Raw genomic sequence first — 18,852 nt, 5'->3', positions numbered from 1 at the left:
TTCACACGCCGGCGTCGTCGTCCTCGGCGCCGAGGTCCCACTCGAGGCTGTCGAGCGGATCGGCAGGACGCAGGTCGGGGTCGTCGACGGCGAAGGTCCGGGTGCGCCCGGGGCCGGTGGTGCGCGTCTCGAATCGGACCGTGACCACCCCGTGCCCGCTCCCCTGCACCCAGCCGTGCCCGTACTCCGGGTGCCGCACGTCGGCCCCGGGCGCGAACGGGACCCGACGTGCGGGATCCCCGCCGGGGGCGAAGCGCACCGGCTCGGGCGAGGAGACATCGGCGGTCGGATCATGCACGGTCTCCGACACCTCGACGACCTCACCCGATCCCGAATCCCCCGCCGAGGGGGCGTCGGTCGCGGTGTCGTGATGGGTCAGCTCGTCGCCGGCGGGGCCGAGGTCGTCGAAGAGCGCATACTGCTGCACCGCGGTGAGTCCTGAGAATCCCACTCCCACAAGGCGGATCGCGCCCACCGAACGCGGGTCGAGGGCGAGGCGCTGGGCGGTGCGTTCGAGGTCGTCGAAGTCGGTCGTGGCCGCCGCGGTGGTGGCCGACCGGGTGAGGATCGACATGTCGGATCGTTTGAGCTTCAGCACCACGGTCCGGGCGCCGCGACCGTCCTTGAGCAGGCGGCGATGCGCATCGCTCGCCGCGCGGCGGATGGCCTTGCGCAGTTCGTCGAGTTCGACGATGTCCTCCGCGAAGGTCGACTCGGCGCTGATCTGCTTGGCCGATGCGCGTTCGGTGACCGGCCGGTCGTCGATGCCCTGGGCGAGACGATGCAGCGCGGGCCCGACGGTGCCGCCGAGGACCGACGCCACCTCGACCGTCGACATCGCCGCGAGATCGCCGATGGTGTTGATCCCCAACCGCGCCAGTCGGTCTCCCGACACCGGCCCGATCCCCCACAGTTTGCGGACGGGCAGCCCGTGGAGGAACTCCAGCTGACCCGACGGCGGGATCACCATCACGCCATCGGGTTTCGCCATGCCCGACGCGATCTTGGCGAGCTGCTTGCCGCTGCCGACCCCGACCGACGCGGCGAGTCCCACCTCGGAACGGATGCGCCCCCGGAGATCCTCGGCGAAGGCGCGGGCGTCGGCGACCGTCGCGCCGACGAGTTCGGCGGGTTCGGCGAAGGCCTCGTCGAAGGAGAGCGTCTCGATGACCGGGACCGCTTGGCGCAGAATGCGGAAGACGCGTTTGCTGACGGTGCCGTAGACGACCCCGCGCGGCGGGACCACGACCCCGGTGGGGCCGATGAGGCGTCGGGCCTGATGCATCGGCATCGCCGACCTCGCACCGAAGACGCGGGCCTCGTAACTGGCTCCGGCGACCACTCCCCGGCCGCCCGAGCCGCCGACGAGAACGGGTCGCCCCCGCAACGTGGGCCGGGTGAGTTGCTCGACCGACGCGAAGAACGCGTCCATGTCGAGGTGCAGGACCCACCGCGAGCTGCGTTCGGCGTCGTGCCCGGTCGGCACCGCCCCACCCGGACCGGTACCCGAGACCCACCGCTGCGGTACGGAGGAACCGTCCGCAGTCGTCGGTTCGGGGGCCGGGCTCACCACCCGTCCGAGTCTAGTGACGGGCGGGTCGAGCGGACGGCCACCTACTCTGTGTGACCGACGGCGAAGACCGGGATCGACGCGGCGTGCCGGACGAGCTCGTCGTCGGTCGGCTTGGCCGACAGCCCCTCGGGCAGGAACCGGCCCACCTCCCAGCCCCACTTGCGCAGGTACTCGGCGATGATCGGCGGGCGCAGCGCGGGATCGAGTTCGGCGAGCGCCACCGTGCGGCGACGGCGCCCGCGCCGGAGTTCGACGGTTCCGGCGACCCGCGCATTGCGCGCCCACTGGGTGTTGCCCCGCGGCGAGACCAGGTACTCCCGGCCGTCGAGGCGCAGCAGGTTGACCGGGACGGTCTGCGGCTTCCCGGTGCGCCGGCCGGCCACGGTGAGGTTCTGCGCCCCGGCGAGGTTGACGCCGTGGTCGGCAAGCCAGCGGACGACCCGGTTGAAAGTGGCGTCGGCGCCTTCGGGGGCGCGGTAGTGGGTGGCGGTGGCGGTCATCTTCGGGAGCCTTTCTCTGCTGATCACATTTCGAGAGCACCGCTCTCGTTTCTGAGTGTGCACGACCACGCCCCACAAATCAAGAGCACCGCTCTCGAAATGTGCGAGGATCGGATCATGGCCAGAGGCAGCCGCGCGGAGAACCGCGCGAAGATGACCGAGGAGATCCGCCGGCTGGGTCGCGAACACCTCGCCACCCACGGGGCCGCCGGGCTCTCGCTCCGTGCGATCGCGCGCGAGATGGGCGTGGTGTCATCGGCGGTGTACCGCTACGTCCCGAGCCGCGACGAGCTGCTGACGATGCTCCTCGTCGAGGCGTACAACGACGTGGCCGATGCGATCGAGGCGGCGGTGGGCTCCGTCGAGGAGGCCCATCGGCGACAGCGACTGCTCCTCGCCGGGGAGACGGCGAGAAGATGGGCGCTCGACGAGCCGGCCCGCTGGGCGTTGCTCTACGGCAGCCCGGTCCCCGGCTATTCCGCGCCCGGCGAGCAGACGACCGGGCCGGGCACGCGCGTCCCCGGACTGCTTCTGCGCGAATGCGCGGCGGCACACGCAGAAGGCCTGCTGCGCGACGACCTGCCCACTCCGCCGGACGACGTCGCCGCCGACATGGCCGCGATCCGCGACGAGTTCGGGCTCGACGCCCCGGCGTCGGTCCTCGCCGCGTCGACGACGCTGTGGGCGGTCATGGTGGGGGCGATCGGCCTCGAGACCTTCGGCCAGTACGGCAAGGACACCTTCGCCCATCCGGGGGCGTTGTTCCGGATGCAGATGGAGATGACGCTGTCGGGACTGTTCCGGACCTGACTCCCCCGGCGGCGCTCGTACTCGGCGACCGCGGACCCACCCCTCCCGCGGAGGGGACCTACCGCGCGATCACCCGTGGCCGGTCGATGCGGGCGAGCTTGTCCGGGTTGCGCATGGCGTAGATCTGCTGGATCACGCCGTCGACGATGTGCAGGGTGAACGTGCCGGCGAGCTCGCCGTCGACGTAGATCGCGACGCCGGGCTGGTTGTTGAACACCGCGGGTTCGAGGCGGTAATCCATGTCCTTGCCGAGCCGGACGAAACCGGCCAGCAGATGCGCCACCGCGAGCGCACCGCGGACCGGGCGACGCACGGCCATCACCTTGCCGTCGCTGTCGGCGGTGAACTCGACCTCGGGCGCGAGCAACTCGAGAAGCCTTTCCACGTCCCCGGATTCGGCCGCGGCGAGGAACGCGTCGACTGCGGCGGCGGCCCGTTCGGAGTCCACCGGGTCGTACCGGGGACGACGCGCCTCGACGTGGTTGCGGGCCCGGTGCCCGATCTGGCGGACCGTCGCCGGCGCCCTGTCCAGCATGTCCGCGATCTCGGTGTAGGAGAACCCGAACACCTCCCGCAGCACGAACACCGCGCGCTCGTCCGGGCTGAGCGATTCCAGGACGATCAGCATCGCCGTCGACACCGACTCGCGAGCACCACGTCGTCGACGAGGTCCCGCTCGTCGAGCAGGATCGGCTCGGGCAGCCACGGCCCGACGTAGTCCTCGCGGCGTCGTGTCCGCGACCGCAGCACGTTGAGCGCCTGGCGCGTCACGATCTTCGCGAGGTACGCCTTCGTGTCGTCGACGGCGGTGTCGTCGACCTCCGCCCACCGCAGGTAGCTGTCCTGCAGCACGTCGTCGGCGTCGGCGGCGGTCCCGACGATCTCGTAGGCCACGGTGAACAGCAGCGGCCGCAGCTCGGCGAAACGAGCTGCGCGACGGTCGGATTCGCTGCTGTTCACCGGAGCAACACCTCTCGTCGGCGAGCCGGTCACTGCAGGACCGCCTCACGCTCGGCGGTCGCCTCGCGGTTGCGCGGCCAGCTGAAGGTTCCGGGTCGCGCGGCCTCGCGGCGGATGTTCCACACGATACCGCGGCACACCGTCTCCTTGGCCAGGGCGGCGAGGCGGCCGGTCACGACCGCACGGGCAGGCGAGTCGTCGCGCCGGGTGAACTGCAGGGTGGCCGCGTGACGGCCGATGCTGGTGCACTGGGCGACGAAGCCCTGGTCCACCGGCTTCGGGGAGTCGCCGGCGATCCGCGCCAGGACGGCCTCGGCCGCCTGCACACCCAACGGTTGCGCCGCCTGGCAGCTCATCCTCAGCGGGATCCCGGCGACGGCGACCGCGTCGCCCGCCCCGACGATCCGCTCGTCGTCGACGCTGTTCAGGTTCTCGTCGGTCCGCAGGCGGCCGATCCCGTCGGTGGTCAGCCCGCTGTCGGCGGCCAGTTCCGGGGCGACGAACCCGGTGGCGAACACCGTTGCCGCACTGGGCAACACCCGCTCGTGTCCGTCCATCTCGACGGTCACCTGCGTGGCCTGCACCCGGGTGACGCGCGCTTCGGCGAGAACGTCGACGCCGAGCCGCGCCAGCTGGCGTAGGGTGGCCCGCCGCCCCCGTTCCCCCACCGACGGGGCCAGGACGCCGCCGCCGACGAGCGTGACCGCCAAGCCGCGGTCGGCGAACTCTCCCGCGAGCTCGACGCCCGTGAGTCCGCCGCCGACGACGACCACCGGGGCACCGCTGTCCAGGGTGTCGAGACGCTCCCGGAGTCGTTGCGCCGCCGCCCAGTCCGAGGCCGACAGAGCGTGGTCGGCCGCGCCGGGGATCTCCGGCAGGCGATTCCGGCTGCCGATGGCGTAGATCAGGTGGTCATAGTCGAGGTGCTTGCCCGACGCCAGATGGACACGCCGCGCCGCGGCCTCGATGCGGACGGCGGTGTCGACGACGACGTCGATGCCGTCGCCGAGCACGGCGTCGAACCCGACCTGCGGGTCACCGGTCCGTGCGACGAACTGGTGCAGCCGGATCCGGTGCACGAAGAACGGCTGGGGATTGACGACCGTGACGTCGACATCGGGCTTGCGACGCAGCCGGTTGGCCGCCATCGCGCCGGCGTAGCCGCCGCCGAGGACGACGACGCGGGTAGGGGCGATCGTGGTGATGTCGGATGTGTTCATCGTTCTGCCTTCCGTCGGTGTTCGAGGTGGTCATCCTCGAGACACCGACGGGAGGCAGAACGTGACAGCTGTCGCGAACTCGCCGGTCAGCCGACCTTCGCGACATCGGCGGTGACGCCGTCACCGAGTTCGATGGCGCCCGGCCCGCCGTCGGCGACGACGTCGAACTCGATCGCCAGGACCTCACCGGCGATGAGGTCGGAGTGGGTCCGCGCCCACTCGAGACGCTCGGCGGGGACCACCAGCCGCACGGTGATGCGGTCGGAGACGTCGAGGTCCAGGTTGCGGCGCGCGTCCTGGAGCTCGCGCACCCGGTCCTTGGCCCAGCCCTCGGCCTCGAGCTCCGGCGTGACGTTGGTGTCGAGGACGACCAGACCCTTGCCACCGGGCAGCTCGGCGGTGGAATCGGGTTCGACGGCCACGAGCTTGCGGGTGTACTCGGAGTCGAGGAGCTCGATGCCGTCGGCGACGACGACCTCGTTGCCCTCGGCGTCGGTCCGCACCTCCCAGTTACCCGACTTCACGGCCTTGATCGCACGCTGGACGTCCTTGCCCAGGCGCGGGCCGGCGGCACGTGCGTTGACCGCGATCTCGTAGCGGCCGTACTCGCTGGCGTCGGTGGCGAGCGTGACGGACTTGACGTTCATCTCGTCCTTGACCAGGTCGACGTACGGCTCGAGAGCGGCCGCGGTCGGCGACGCGACGGTCAGGCCGGGCAGCGGCAGGCGCACGCGCAGCTTGTTGGCCTTGCGGACGCTCGATGCCACCGAGCACACCGCCTGCACCTCGTCCATCGCGGCGACCAGATCGGCGTCGGCCGGCAGCTCGTCGGCGGTCGGCCAGTCGGTCAGGTGCACCGAACGCTCGCCGGTGAGGCCGCGCCAGATGGCCTCGGTGGCCAGCGGCAGCAGCGGCGACGCCAGGCGGCAGGCCACCTCGAGCACCGTGTACAGCGTGTCGAAGGCGTCGGTGTCGGCGTCCTGACCGGCCCAGAAGCGGGCGCGCGAACGGCGCACGTACCAGTTGGTCAGCGACTCGACGAACTCGCGGAACGACTCGCAGGCACCGGCGATGTCGTAGGTGTCGAGCGCCTCGGTCATCGCATCCCGCGTGGAGGCGAGCTTGGCGAGGATGTAGCGGTCGAGCACGTGCTGCGAGTCGGTCCGCCACGTCGCCGGGCGCTCCGCGTACAGCTGCAGGAAGCTGTAGGCGTTCCACAGCGGCAGCAGCGCCTGGCGCACCCCCTCGCGGATGCCGCGTTCGGTCACCACGAGATTGCCGCCGCGCAGGATCGGCGAGGCCATCAGGAACCAGCGCATCGCGTCGGAGCCGTCGCGGTCGAAGACCTCGTTGACATCCGGGTAGTTGCGCTTGGACTTGGACATCTTCTGCCCGTCGTCACCGAGCACGATGCCGTGTGCGGCAACGGTCTTGAACGCCGGGCGGTCGAACAGCGCGGTCGCGAGCACGTGCAGCGTGTAGAACCAGCCGCGGGTCTGGCCGTTGTACTCGACGATGAAGTCGCCGGGGTTGTGCGGCGGCGCGTCGGCCGAGTCCCCCCCGTCCGAGAGAACACCGTCGAACCACTCCCGGTTCTCGAACGGGTAGTGCACCTGGGCGTAGGGCATCGACCCGGACTCGAACCAGCAGTCGAGGACCTCGGGCACGCGACGCATGGTCGACTTCCCGGTCGGGTCGTCGGGATTCGGCCGGGTCAGCTCGTCGATGTACGGGCGGTGCAGGTTGTCCGGCCGCACCCCGAAGTCGCGCTCGAGCTCGTCGAGCGAACCGTAGACGTCGATGCGCGGGTACTCCGGGTCGTCGGAGATCCACACCGGGATCGGCGCGCCCCAATACCGGTTGCGGCTGATGTTCCAGTCGCGGGCGCCCTCGAGCCACTTGCCGAACTGGCCGTCGCGGATGTGCTCGGGCACCCACGTGATCTGCTTGTTCAGCTCGACCATGCGATCGCGGAACTTGGTGACGGCGACGAACCACGACGGCACCGCCATGTAGATCAGCGGCTGCCCCGACCGCCACGAGTGCGGGTAGGAGTGCTCGATGGTCTCGTGGCGCAGGATGCGCCCGGCCGCCTTGAGGTCCTTGATGATGACCGGGTTGGCGTCGAAGACCATCAGGCCCTCGTACGGCGGGACCTGCGAGGTGAAGCGGCCGCCCGGATCGAGCGGCTGCACGACCTCGATCCCGTAGGAGGTAGCGAGCTCCATGTCCTCCTCGCCGAAGGCCGGCGCGAGGTGGACGACGCCGGTGCCGCTGTCGGTGGTGACGTAGTCGCCGAGCAGCACACGGTGCGCGTTCGGGTGCCCGAGGAAGAAGTCGAACGGCGGTGTGTAGGAGAGGTTCTCGAGTTCCTTGCCGAGGTGGGTGCCGAGCACCTCCGGATCCGCGATCTCCTTGGAGTACGCGCCGAGCAGGGCTTCGGCGAGCAGGTACTCCTGCCCGTCGGCGGCCTTGACGTGGACGTAGGTGACCTCGGGATTGACCGCGATCGCGAGGTTCGACGGCAGCGTCCAGGGCGTGGTGGTCCAGATCAGGGCGTTGACGCCGTCGAGCGACGACAGCGGCCCCTCGGGCACCCGCAACGGCATCCGCACGGTGACCGCCGGGTCCTGCCGCATGCGGTAGGCGTCGTCGAGCTTGGACTCCTGGTTGGACAGCGGGGTCTGCTCGTACCAGCTGTACGGCAGCACGCGGTAACCCTGGTAGATCAGGCCCTTGTCGTAGAGGGCCTTGAACGCCCACATGACCGACTCCATGAAGTCGAGGTCGAGCGTCTTGTAGTCGTTGTCGAAGTCGACCCAGCGGGCCTGACGGGTGACGTAGTCGCGCCATTCGCCGGTGTAGCGGAGAACCGAGTCGCGGCAGTACTCGTTGAACTTCTCCATGCCCATCTTCTCGATCTCCGACTTGTCGGTGATCCCGAGCTGGCGCTCGGCCTCGAGTTCTGCGGGCAGACCGTGTGTGTCCCAACCGAATCGGCGTTCGACCTTCTTGCCGCGCATGGTCTGGTAGCGCGGCACGACATCCTTGACGTAGCCGGTCAGCAGGTGCCCGTAGTGCGGCAGGCCGTTGGCGAAGGGCGGCCCGTCGTAGAAGACGAACTCCTCGGCGTCGGCGCGGTTGGCGATCGATGCGGCGAAGGTGCCGTCGGACTCCCAGTAGTCGAGAACCTTCTGCTCGACGAAGGGGAAATGGGGGGCGCCGCGCCCTGTCCCACCCGTCATGTCGACCTTGGGGTACGCACGCCCGGTCTCGGTGGTGCCCGGCTCGCCGGCGCCCTTGTCGTTCGTGTCCGCCACGGCTCGTCTCCTCGTGCCTGGATGTCTGTCACCTTCGGCACGGGGACGCACACCTGACGGCATACGCGGTACCACCCCGCTTGCGTCGGGAACCCGACGCCTCTCAGGGACCGCGCGGAGACTCCGTACGGTCCGGTGGCTGTGACGGGCCACGCCCGCCCGGTTCTACTGGGAGCGCCGCCGAATCGGTGCTGCTCTGTTCTTCCGGGTGCTCCCCGGTGATGGCCGGATCAACGCGTCAACCAGTGTAACGACGCCTCGCCCGCACAATCCAATCGGTGTCGGATGCGCGGGCGAGGCGTCGTCGGTGTTCTGTTCTGCGGCTCGGACGTGCCGCACCGGCACGTCGGGGCGCGGTGGTCCTCGAGTCGTGGTCCTCGAGTCGCGTCAATCCTCGAGCGGGGGCTTCCAGTTCGGGTCCAGCGGATCGAAGTCCGGACGACGCCGGCGGCCCGACGGCGGGCCGGCCTGCTCGCCGCCCTGCGACGGGACTCCCCCGCCCTGCGGATCCGGTGCCGGTCGCGGAGCGGGGCCGGACTGCGGAGCGGGGCCGGATTGCGAACCGGGACCCGGCTGCGCCGGCGGACCGAAACGCTGCGGGCCAGACGGTCCCGGCCCGGGCTGTGCAGACCCGGGACGCGGTGCGCCGGCCCCTTGCTGCGGACCGCCCCCGGCACTCCGGTACTGCGGGGAGGACAGCGGTCCCGTGGAGGGGGCGCCGAGATCGGCGTCGCCACCCACGGAACGCAGGTAGTCCTCGTAGGTGCCCTCGCGGCGCTCCGGTGCCGGACGCACCGGACCGGACGGCGACTGCGGGCCCGGCCTGTCGACCGGATCCGCCATACCGGGCTGGAAGGGCGGCGGCTGGTACGGGGCCGACCCGGCGGGGGCGTTCGGCTCGAATCCGCGGGTCGGCGGCTCGGACCGGGGAGCCTCGATAGGAGCGCGGCCGGTCGGACTCGGATCGACCCGACCGCCCGTCTCACCGACAGCGGACTCCGTCGAGGCGGCGTCGGCGTCCTCGGGGAAGTCGTCGAACGCTTCGTCCTCGTCGTCGGCACGCGCGGCGCCCGGGACCAAGTCCTCCAGTGATCGGGTGTTCTCCCGTCCACGGGAGGCGAACACGTCGACCAGCAGGAAGCCGAGTCCCAGGAGACAGATGACGATACAGGCGACGGCGAGCCACACGGTCCCGGTGACGAGACCGAGGATGAGCAGCACGAACCCCACGAGGGTCGCGCCCAGGGCCAAGGTCAGCACATCACCAGCCTAGGGTGCATGACCACCTACCGGGGTCAGCTCGGCGAATAGCTGCTGAAGCCGCCGCTGCCGGGATCGTTCGAGAACGACTGGTCGGGGCGTCCACCCTCCACCGGGGCAGCACTTCCGCGCTGCTGCAGCTCCTCGAGCTGCGACTCCAGGTAGGTCTTCAGGCGGGTGCGGTATTCACGCTCGAACGTCTTGAGCTGTTCGATGCGGCCTTCGAGGACACCGCGCTGCTGGTTGATGGTGCCCATGATCTCGCTGTGCTTGCGCTCGGCATCGGCCTGCAGGGCGTCGGCACGCTCCTGTGCCTGCCGCAGCTGCGCCTCCGAGCGGGTCTGCGCGTCGGCCAGGATGGCCTCGGAGCGCTGACGGGCGTCGGCGAGCATCGCGTCGGACTTGGCCTGGGCCTCGGACACGAGGGTGTCGGCACGGGTCTGCGCGTCGGAGAGAAGCGCATCGGCGTCGGCACGGGCGCTGCTGGTCAGACGGTCCGCGGTGTCCTGCGCCAGGGCGAGGACGCGGGCGGCGCGCACGTTGGCGTCGTCGTTGGACGGCGCGGCGGCCGGGGCCTCCTGGGCCGGGGCCTTGGCGAAGATCTGGGTGCGCTCCTCCGAAGCGGGCGCACCGGCTCCGGAGCGGGCATCGGCGAGCTCACCCTCGAGCTCCTCGACCCGCTGCTTCAGGTCGGTGTTCTCTTCGATGAGCCGGGCGAGCTCCGCCTCGACGAAATCGAGGAACTGATCGACCTCATCCTCGTTGTAGCCGCGCTTACCGATCGGCGGTTTGCTGAACGCGACGTTGTGCACATCAGCTGGAGTCAGCCGCATGTCGGTTCCCCTCGTGTCTGTGGTGAAGCTTGTGTTCAGTTGGCGTACCGTCCAACCCCGATCGCCCGACCTGAGTCGTTCGACCAATACAGGTTGTCACTAACTATTCATACCAGTCAAAAACTGTAACTGGCGTCCAATCCTGTCACATGCGAACCGCGGGTCGCACCCCCTTGTTCTCACCGGGGAGTTCGAAGGGCGAGACGGAGGCGATCACCAACGGTAGTCGATCGCCGTTCCTCAAGGTACCCGGCCGAACCGGGCATGGGCCCGCAGCCCGGCCGGGTGTCGGCCGGGCGGATGAACCAACCACGGGATGTCCCGGGCGGCGCGTCTTCGGCCCGTTTGGCGGGATCGGCCGGCAGCTCGCGAGGGCCGGTCGGTCAGCGGCCGGCGAACCCGCCCACCACGTTCATCGCGATGATGACCACCAGCATGACGATCATCAGGGACAGGTCGAGCCGGATCGGACCCAACGGGATCGGCGGGAGGACGCGCCGCAGGGCCTTGATCGGAGGATCGGTCACCGTGAACACCGACTCGATGATCACGACCGCCACCCCGGTGGGGCGCCAGTCGCGGGCGAACGTGCGCACCAACTCGACGACGAGGCGTCCGAGGAGCAGCAACCAGAAGACCAACAGGACGTAATACAAGACGCCCAACAGAATCGCAGCCACGCGTCAAGACTGCCTGAAGATCACCGGCGAGTGCGAACCGAGGGTGCCCACGCCGGTCAGGCGTGGTTGTAGAAGCCGGTCTCGGCGATCTTGCGACGGTCCTCGGGCGAGACGTCGATGTCGGCCGGCGACAGCAGGAACACCTTGGTGGCGACCTTGTCGAAGGAACCGCGCAGCGCGAAGGCCAGTCCGGCGGCGAAGTCGACGAGACGCTTGGCGTCGTCGTTGCTCATGTCGACGAGGTCCATGATGACCGGGTTGCCGTCGCGGAAGCGCTCGCCGATCGTGCGGGCCTCGCTGTAGTCCGACGGGCGGAGCGTGGTGATCTTCTGCAACGGACCCTCCGGGAAGACGCGCTCGAAGTCGCGGTGTTCGGCGACCGGACGCGACGACGCGGCGCGGATGGCGGCACTCGACGAACGCTGCAGCGGCTCGAGACGACCCGAGGGACGCATCGGGGCCTCCGAGACGGGACGTGGTGCGGCGTAGGCGAATTCGGGCGCGAAGTCACCGGCCATCTCGTACGCGGGCTCGAAGCGGTCGTCGTAGGCCATCTCGTCGCGGTAGCCGGCCGAGGACTCGTAGCCGGCGTCGTACGACGAGTCGCCGTAGTACTCGTCGCGGTACACACGCTCACGCGACGCCGGACGGTGCGAGGGTGCCGCCTCCTCGAGGTAGTCGTCCTCGTACTCGCTGGGCGGCACCATGCCGAAGTATGCCTTGAACTTCTGCATCGTGGTCATGAGCGGCCTCTCTGTCGTGCGTCGCCGGTGTGCAGCCGTGCCGGATGGTGCTTCTGATGTCATTTGAGCTTGTTGTGTCACTTGGTTCTGCTGTTACCAATGTGATTACTGAGAGAGTAGCGGCCGCTCGCCCATGATCGCGGTTCCGACACGCACGCATGTCGAGCCTGCTGCGACCGCGATCTCCATGTCGCCGCTCATCCCTGCCGAAAGCTCGGCCGCGTCGGGGTACCTGTCGCGAAAAGCGGTGTGGATACGGGCCGTTTCGGCCATCCAGTGCTCCGGCTCGCCGTGCAGCGGGGCGATCACCATCAGGCCGCGCAGACTCAGGGCATCGGCCGCGCAGATCCGATCGGCGAGCGCTGACAACTCCGCCTCCACGACGCCGCCGCGTTGCGGATCGCCGTCGAGGCTCACCTGCAGCAGCACGCCGAGCGGGTCGGTCCGCTCCCCCTCGTCGAGCGCGGCGCGGGCCGCGCGGTCGAGGGCGTCGGCGACCTTCGGGCGGTCCACCGAGTGCACCGTCCGGGCCCAGCGCGCGATCGAGCGCGCCTTCTTGGACTGGACGGTGCCGATCATGTCGAACGCGGGCGCGTCACCCGGATCGGCCGGATGCCAGTCCGCGAGCACCTCGGCGACCTTGCGGCCGGCCTCCGGCTCGCGCGACTCGCCGAACTCGCACACGCCCAGCGAGAGCAGCCGGCGCACGTCGTCGGCCGGGAAGAACTTGGTGACCACCAGCAGCGTGCACGAGCCGGCCGGCCGGTCCGCGGCGGCGAGCGCCGCGTCGAGCCGGTCGCGGACCGCCTGCAGGCGCTCGGACAGTTCGGCGGTACGGGCATCGGGTGAATCGTTCATGTCCCTGATCATTCTCCGCTGTGACAAAGGTTTTCGAGGGCGTTTCGCCCGGGCGTCAGCGCCCGTCGGGTTCGCTCTCGTCCATCCAGATCACCGAGGCCAGCCGGCCGGTCGGTGCGCCACGGCGGTGGCTGAAGAGGTCGGGATCGGAGATCGTGCAGCGGGGGTCGACCGCCACCGCGGCGACGCCGGCCTCGAGGAGCTGGCGCCGCAGCCCGGCACGAAGGTCGAGGCCCGTCGTCCCCTTCCGGGTGCGCGACGCCGAACCCGGCAGATGCCTCTCCACGTCGGCCTGCATGTCCGGCGGCACCTCGTAGTGCTCGCCGCTCGCGGCCGGCCCGAGGAACGCGCCGATGCGTTCGATCTTCGCCCCGAGCTCGACCATGACGCGCAAGGTCTCCGGGACGATGCCGATCCGGGCGCCCACGCGTCCGGCGTGGACGCCGGCGATGACACCCGCCTCGTCGTCGCTGAGGAGCACCGGCACGCAGTCCGCCGACAACACCGCGAGCGCGAGCCCCGGGGTGGCCGTGACGAGCGCGTCGGTCGCCGGGACCGCGCCCTGCACCGGACCGTCGACGACGGTCACGTTGCGGCTGTGGATCTGCTCCATCCAGACGACCGAGGACTCCTCGAGCCCGATCTGCTCGGCGAGCCGTTTCCGGTTGGCGGCCACCGCGGCGGGGTCGTCTCCGACGTGGTCACCGAGATTGAACGAGTCATACGGTGCCACCGAGACGCCGCCGGCACGCGTGGTGACGACGCGACGTACCCGCATCGCGGGTCAGCGCTTCATGAAGGACGGCACGTCGACGTCGTCGTCGTCGAGATGCACGGTGTTGCGGCGCGGCGGCTCGGGCTCGCGGTCGGAGCCGAACGGGTCGCCCGAGCTCTTCGGCATCTCGCCGAACAGCGGGTCGTTCTTCGGCGGGGCCGACACGGCGCCGGCCTGGCCCGCGGCCACGCCCGAACGCCCGGCGGCGGCCGGGGTGTCGGTGCGCTTGCGCGGCGCGCCGCCGTCGAAGCCGGCCGCGATGACGGTCACGCGGACCTCGTCGCCGAGGTTGTCGTCGATCACGGTGCCGAAGATGATGTTGGCGTCCTCGTGTGCGGCCTCCTGCACCTGGGTGGCCGCGTTGTGGATCTCGAACAGGCCGAGGTCGCTGCCGCCGGCGATCGAGATCAGCACGCCGCGCGCGCCCTCCATCGAGGCCTCGAGCAGCGGCGAGTTGATCGCCGCCTCGGCGGCCTTCTTGGCCCGGTCCTCGCCGCGGGCCGAACCGATGCCCATCAGAGCGCTGCCGGCATCGCTCATGACGCCCTTGACGTCGGCGAAGTCGACGTTGATCAGGCCCGGCGTGGTGATCAGGTCGGTGATGCCCTGCACGCCGTTGAGCAGCACCTCGTCGGCACTGCGGAAGGCGTCCATGAGGCTGACGTTGGCGTCGCCGAGCTGCAGCAGGCGGTCGTTCGGGATGACGATCAGGGTGTCGCACGACTCGCGCAGCGCGGCGATGCCGGCCTCGGCCTGGTTGCCGCGACGCTTGCCCTCGAAGGAGAACGGCCGCGTGACGACGCCGACGGTCAGCGCGCCGAGCTTGCGCGCGATCTGCGCGACGACAGGTGCGCCGCCGGTGCCGGTGCCGCCTCCCTCGCCCGCGGTCACGAAGACCATGTCGGCGCCCTTGAGGAGCTCCTCGATCTCGTCGCGCGCGTCCTCGGCGGCGCGACGGCCGACCTCGGGGTCGGCGCCGGCGCCCAGGCCGCGGGTGGAGTCACGGCCCACGTCGAGCTTGACGTCGGCGTCGCTCATCAGCAGGGCCTGCGCGTCGGTGTTGATCGCGATGAACTCGACTCCCTTGAGCCCCTGCTCGATCATGCGGTTGACGGCATTCACGCCGCCGCCGCCGATGCCGACGACCTTGATGACGGCCAGGTAGTTGTGCGGTGGCGTCATGCGCTCGCCTTCCTCGTAATGGGTCGTGCTCGATGTTTCGGTGCCGGTGCCGCGGCGTGAACGGCGGGTTCACCGCCTGCCGGACCCCGTCTCGGGTGTCGACAAAACCCTAAACCTGAACCATAGATTTAGAGTTATGTCAAGTGGTTGGTGATAGAGACGCTATGCACCGCGGGCCCCGGTATCCAGATTCACGCCCGGCGTGTCGGCAAGTCGCGGTGCGAAATTCCCGCAGTCGCGTGCGATCCCGGGAAAACGTGAGGTCAGCGGCGACCCACGGCGGCCGTGATCACTTGTAGGAGGGGAATTCCGGACTCGTGACGTTGTACTCCTTGGCCTCACGTCTCAACAGGTAGGTGAGAGTTCTGGCCTTGTCCGCCCCGCGGTCGGCGTCTCCCCAGATGACCCGCCGGTTCTCGGTGAGGATGAACGTGATGTCCACCGGGGACCGCGCACTGACCCGGATCACCTGTTCCCGCAACGGATCCGGCAGCCCGGCGACCGCCGTGATCGCCTCCCGGGTGGTCGGGTCGGCCGGTCCGGGGTTGGGCGTCTCGAGAACGGGGAGCTTGAGGACCTCGGGCGGCACGCCCTGGGTCTTGTCGTAGTGCAGGAACGACACTCCCGACCGGTCGAGGACGTGGACCTCGTCGCCGGACTTCACGATCACCGTCGGCACGCGTTCGGTGACGGTGATCCGCAACGTCGACGGGTAGGCGCGCTGCACGCGCACGGACTCGACGGTCGGGATGGTCGCGATCCGCTGGGCGACCGCCTTGGTGTCGACCTGCAGCAGCGGCGTCCCGTGCGGGACCGCCGCCGCGCGCAGGATCTCGTCGGTCGGCACCGAACCGCTCTCCCGGATGTCGGTGCTCCGCACCGACATCAGCGGTGTCAGATAGGCGATCAGGACCAGGCCCACCCCCGCGGCGACGACCATCAGCGTGCCGAGCAGCAGGCGCGACCGGCGGCGGGTGGGCCAGCCGATCACGACACCCGTCCCGTGAGGTCGCCGGCGTGATCGCCGGTCCCCTCACCCGATTCCCGGGCACCGAGCGCGGCGAGGATCTCCGGCCCCTGCATGGTGATGTCGCCGGCCCCGAGCGTGAGGACGACGTCGCCGGGCCGGGCGAGCCCGGCCACCTGGTCGGCGAGCCGGGACAGATCCGGGGCGAACAGCGCCGGGGAGGTCAGCTTGTCGGCGATCGTCCGGCCGCTCACGCCGGGGATCGGCTCCTCGCGCGCCCCGTAGACGTCGGCGACCACCACCGCGTCCGCGAGGTCGAGGGCGGCGGCGAACTCGTCGGCGAACTCGACCGTCCGCGAGTACAGGTGCGGCTGGAAGACGGCGATGACGCGACCGCGGGTACCGTCCGGGCCGCCCCGCGCGGCCAGCATCGCCTGCGCCGCGGTCAGCACCGACCGCACCTCGGTCGGGTGATGGGCGTAGTCGTCGATGACCTCCACCCCGCCGCGGCGGCCGCGGTACTCGAACCTGCGGTGCACGCCGCCGAAGGCCCCGATGCCGGTCAGGATGCGGTCGAGGGTCTCGGCGCGCCGTGCCTCCGAGGCGCCGGTGACCCGCACGGCACCGATGATCGCGGCGATCGCGTTGAGCGCCATGTGTTCTCCCGGCAGCGGGAGGACCAGCTCGCGCTCCACCGGCGTCGTGCCCGCGGCGACCGGGGCGTCGAAGCGGACACGGGCCGCTCCCCCGCTCCCGTGGGCCTCCCAGGACAGGAGCGTCGCAGCGTTGGGCACGCCGGGCGCGAGGTCGGCGTGGGTTCCGCGACCGTAACCGAGCACGGTGACACCGCGGTCGGCGAGCGTCGCGGACACCCGGCCGGCGAGCGCCGCCGAGCCCGGGTCGTCGAGGCAGACGATCAGCGTGCCGCCGCTGCGGATGTGTCCGGTGAAGTCGTCGAACACCTGCACGTAGGCCTCGACCGACCCGAAGAAGTCCAGGTGGTCGGATTCGATGTTGGTCACCGCCACGACGTCGGCGGTGTACTCGAGCAGCGAACCGTCGCTCTCGTCGGCCTCGGCGACGAACACCGGGTCGCCGCCGTGGTGGGCGTTGGTGCCGGACTCGTTGAGCTCGCCGCCGATGGCGAAGGACGGGTCGCTGCCGGCGTGCTGCAGGACCACGACGGACATCGAGGTCGTCGACGTCTTGCCGTGGGTCCCGGCGATCAGCAGGGTCCGCTGCCCCTCCATCAGCTGTGCCAGCACCCGGGGCCGCAGCAGGATCGGGATCCCCCGGGACCGGGCCGCCACCAACTCGGGGTTGGTCTTGGGGATCGCCGCGTGCGTGGTCACGACCACCGACGGGCCGCCGGGGATCTGGTCGAGGGCGGAGGGATCGTGCCCCACCTGGACGCGCGCCCCGCGGGTGCGGAGTTCGAGGATGGCGCGGCTGTTCTTGGCGTCGGAGCCGGACACCTGGCCGCCGCGCGCCAGCAGGATGCGTGCGAGTCCGGACATCCCCGCGCCGCCGATGCCGACCATGTGCACCCGGGACAGCTCCGGGGGCAGCTCCCCGCCGGTCGTGTTGCTCATGTCGTCACCTCCCGCGTCGTGTCCCGACCCGTTGTCGTCTGCCGCGTCACCGATCTCACCGCCACGTCTGCCCGTCACCGCCGCCGTGCCGATCGCCGCGAGGCCCCACCGGTGTTCGCGCGGTGGTCGCGCGCGAGCTCGAGAGCGGCCTCCGCCACCACCGCGGCCGCGTCCCGATGCCCGGTCCCGGCTGCGGCCGCCGACATCTTCTGCAGTCGTTCGGAATCCTGCAGGAGCGCGATCACCTCGCGCTCGACGTATTCCGCATCCACCTCGGAGTCCTCGACGAGCAACCCGCCGCCCGCCTCGACGACCGGCCGCGCGTTGAGTCGCTGCTCGCCGTTGCCGTGCGGCAGCGGGACGTAGATCGCCGGCAGCCCGGTCGCCGAGACCTCGGCGACCGTCATCGCGCCGGACCGGCACATCACCAAGTCGGCGGCGGCGTAGGCGAGATCCATCCGCTTGAGGTAGCTGACCGCGCGGTACGGCGGCGCGCCGTCGACCGCCACCGGGTCGATCGAGTTCTTGGGGCCGTAGGCGTGGAGGACGCCGATACCGGCCTTGCCCAGGGCCTCGGCGGCGCCGGAGACGGCCGCGTTGAGACGCTGGGCGCCCTGCGAACCGCCGAACACCAGCAGCGTCGGGGCGTGCTCGTCGAGCCCGAAGTAGTGGCGCGCCTTCGCTCGCAGCGCGGGCCGGTCGAGTTCGGTGAGGGCACCCCGGACCGGCATGCCGACGACGGTCGCGTCGAGACCGGAACCCTCGACCGCGGCCAGGATGCGGTCGGCGAATCGCGCGCCGACCTTGTTCGCGATGCCGGCCGAGGCATTGGCCTCGTGGATCACGATGGGGACGCGGCGACGGCCGCGCAGGTGCATGCGGGCGGCGAGGTAGGCCGGGACCGACACATAGCCGCCGAAACCGATCACGACGTCGGCGTCGACGTCGGCGAGGACCTTGCGCGTCGCCGCGACCGAGGACACCAGCCTGCCCGGCGTCTTCGCGAGCTCGACCCCGGGCTTGCGGGGCAGCGGGACCGGCGGGATCAGCCGGAGGTCGTAGCCACGCTCGGGGACGAGGTCGACCTCGAGCCCGCGCCTGGTGCCGAGAGCGGTGACGCGTGCGGTCGGGTCGAGGCGCCGGATGGCGTCGGCCACGGCGAGCGCGGGTTCGATGTGCCCGGCCGTGCCGCCACCGGCGACCACGACCGACAGGCCTCGCCCGTTCGGCGTTCCGGTCTTATCAGATTGTCCTGCAGCCGAACTCACCGGCGTCGTCACTCCATCCCCAGCCACTGTGCACGTCTGTCCCGCCTTCGTCAGCGGCGTCCCGCGCGGCCGTGGGACGACCTGCCGCGCCCGGGATCGGCGGACCGCGACGTACGCGGCTGGTGCGCGCCCGCCCGCCATCCCGGGGACGCCGAGCCACGCATGGCGCCGGCGGCGGGATACCCGCCACGGTAGTCGACGCCGGTGCGGGCCGTCGGCGCAGGTCGTGTGCGCCCGCCCACACCCGGGTGCCGCGTCGATGCGCGTCGCCCGTACGCCGGATCCGGCGCCTTCGCGCCCGTCACGTCCTG

The 18,852-nt window shown here is 70.7% G+C and carries 15 protein-coding genes and 2 pseudogenes; 1 reads left to right on the top strand and 16 read right to left on the bottom strand.

Translation table 11 applies throughout. The features are described 5' to 3' along the window. Position 1 precedes the first annotated feature (1 nt). Positions 2-1,432, bottom strand: coding sequence for a DNA polymerase IV (locus GP2_RS00080; protein WP_230823434.1), 1,431 nt, complete (start codon positions 1,430-1,432; stop codon positions 2-4). Between the two features lie 182 nt (positions 1,433-1,614). Beyond that, positions 1,615-2,073, bottom strand: a complete 459-nt coding sequence (locus GP2_RS00075; protein WP_006898392.1) for a nitroreductase/quinone reductase family protein — start codon at positions 2,071-2,073, stop codon at positions 1,615-1,617. A 117-nt stretch (positions 2,074-2,190) separates the two neighbouring features. On the opposite strand from GP2_RS00075, the gene GP2_RS00070 reads away from it, so the two are divergent. Next, positions 2,191-2,883: a TetR/AcrR family transcriptional regulator gene (locus tag GP2_RS00070; protein ID WP_006898391.1), complete on the top strand. Its 693-nt coding sequence runs from the start codon at positions 2,191-2,193 to the stop codon at positions 2,881-2,883. A 58-nt stretch (positions 2,884-2,941) separates the two neighbouring features. On the opposite strand, the pseudogene GP2_RS00065 reads toward GP2_RS00070, so the two are convergent. The 14 genes and pseudogenes from GP2_RS00065 to GP2_RS21930 all read right to left on the bottom strand — a co-directional run. Next, positions 2,942-3,843: pseudogene (locus GP2_RS00065) on the bottom strand (RNA polymerase sigma-70 factor). A 29-nt stretch (positions 3,844-3,872) separates the two neighbouring features. Beyond that, the gene (locus tag GP2_RS00060) at positions 3,873-5,063 is read right to left on the bottom strand and encodes an NAD(P)/FAD-dependent oxidoreductase (protein WP_006898388.1); all 1,191 of its coding nucleotides are present in this window, start codon (positions 5,061-5,063) and stop codon (positions 3,873-3,875) included. Between the two features lie 86 nt (positions 5,064-5,149). Further along, positions 5,150-8,383: an isoleucine--tRNA ligase gene (gene ileS / locus GP2_RS00055; RefSeq protein ID WP_006898387.1), complete on the bottom strand. Its 3,234-nt coding sequence runs from the start codon at positions 8,381-8,383 to the stop codon at positions 5,150-5,152. 387 nt (positions 8,384-8,770) lie between these two features. Further along, positions 8,771-9,643, bottom strand: coding sequence for a hypothetical protein (locus tag GP2_RS21510; protein ID WP_006898385.1), 873 nt, complete (start codon positions 9,641-9,643; stop codon positions 8,771-8,773). Between the two features lie 35 nt (positions 9,644-9,678). Then, entirely contained in the window at positions 9,679-10,476 is a 798-nt protein-coding gene (gene wag31, locus GP2_RS00045; RefSeq protein WP_006898384.1) for a DivIVA-like cell division protein Wag31, read from the bottom strand. Between the two features lie 383 nt (positions 10,477-10,859). Further along, entirely contained in the window at positions 10,860-11,156 is a 297-nt protein-coding gene (locus tag GP2_RS00040) for a YggT family protein (RefSeq protein WP_006898383.1), read from the bottom strand. 56 nt (positions 11,157-11,212) lie between these two features. Then, positions 11,213-11,899, bottom strand: coding sequence for a cell division protein SepF (locus tag GP2_RS00035; RefSeq protein WP_006898382.1), 687 nt, complete (start codon positions 11,897-11,899; stop codon positions 11,213-11,215). Positions 11,900-12,004: 105 nt separating this feature from the next. Beyond that, a complete protein-coding gene (locus tag GP2_RS00030; RefSeq protein WP_006898381.1) occupies positions 12,005-12,757 on the bottom strand; it encodes a YggS family pyridoxal phosphate-dependent enzyme in 753 nt (250 codons plus the stop codon). Between the two features lie 55 nt (positions 12,758-12,812). Further along, positions 12,813-13,535: a peptidoglycan editing factor PgeF gene (gene pgeF / locus GP2_RS00025; protein WP_006898380.1), complete on the bottom strand. Its 723-nt coding sequence runs from the start codon at positions 13,533-13,535 to the stop codon at positions 12,813-12,815. Between the two features lie 6 nt (positions 13,536-13,541). Continuing rightward, a complete protein-coding gene (gene ftsZ, locus GP2_RS00020; RefSeq protein WP_006898379.1) occupies positions 13,542-14,714 on the bottom strand; it encodes a cell division protein FtsZ in 1,173 nt (390 codons plus the stop codon). 289 nt (positions 14,715-15,003) lie between these two features. Beyond that, positions 15,004-15,705, bottom strand: coding sequence for a cell division protein FtsQ/DivIB (locus tag GP2_RS00015; protein ID WP_006898378.1), 702 nt, complete (start codon positions 15,703-15,705; stop codon positions 15,004-15,006). Further along, complete coding sequence (gene murC, locus GP2_RS00010) at positions 15,702-17,273, bottom strand: UDP-N-acetylmuramate--L-alanine ligase (protein WP_006898377.1); 1,572 nt, start codon at positions 17,271-17,273, stop codon at positions 15,702-15,704. The genes GP2_RS00015 and murC overlap by 4 nt, the downstream gene beginning before the upstream one ends. Positions 17,274-17,347: 74 nt before the next feature. After that, positions 17,348-18,541 (bottom strand): undecaprenyldiphospho-muramoylpentapeptide beta-N-acetylglucosaminyltransferase, encoded by a 1,194-nt coding sequence (gene murG, locus GP2_RS00005; RefSeq protein ID WP_083900163.1) that lies wholly within the window; start codon positions 18,539-18,541, stop codon positions 17,348-17,350. Positions 18,542-18,591: 50 nt separating this feature from the next. Further along, positions 18,592-18,852, bottom strand: a pseudogene (locus GP2_RS21930) (putative lipid II flippase FtsW); the annotation flags it as partial.

It is taken from the genome of Gordonia paraffinivorans NBRC 108238 (assembly GCF_000344155.1).
GTDB lineage: Bacteria > Actinomycetota > Actinomycetes > Mycobacteriales > Mycobacteriaceae > Gordonia > Gordonia paraffinivorans.
Note: the sequence above shows the minus strand (reverse complement) of the source record. Positions and strands in the feature narration are given on the sequence as shown.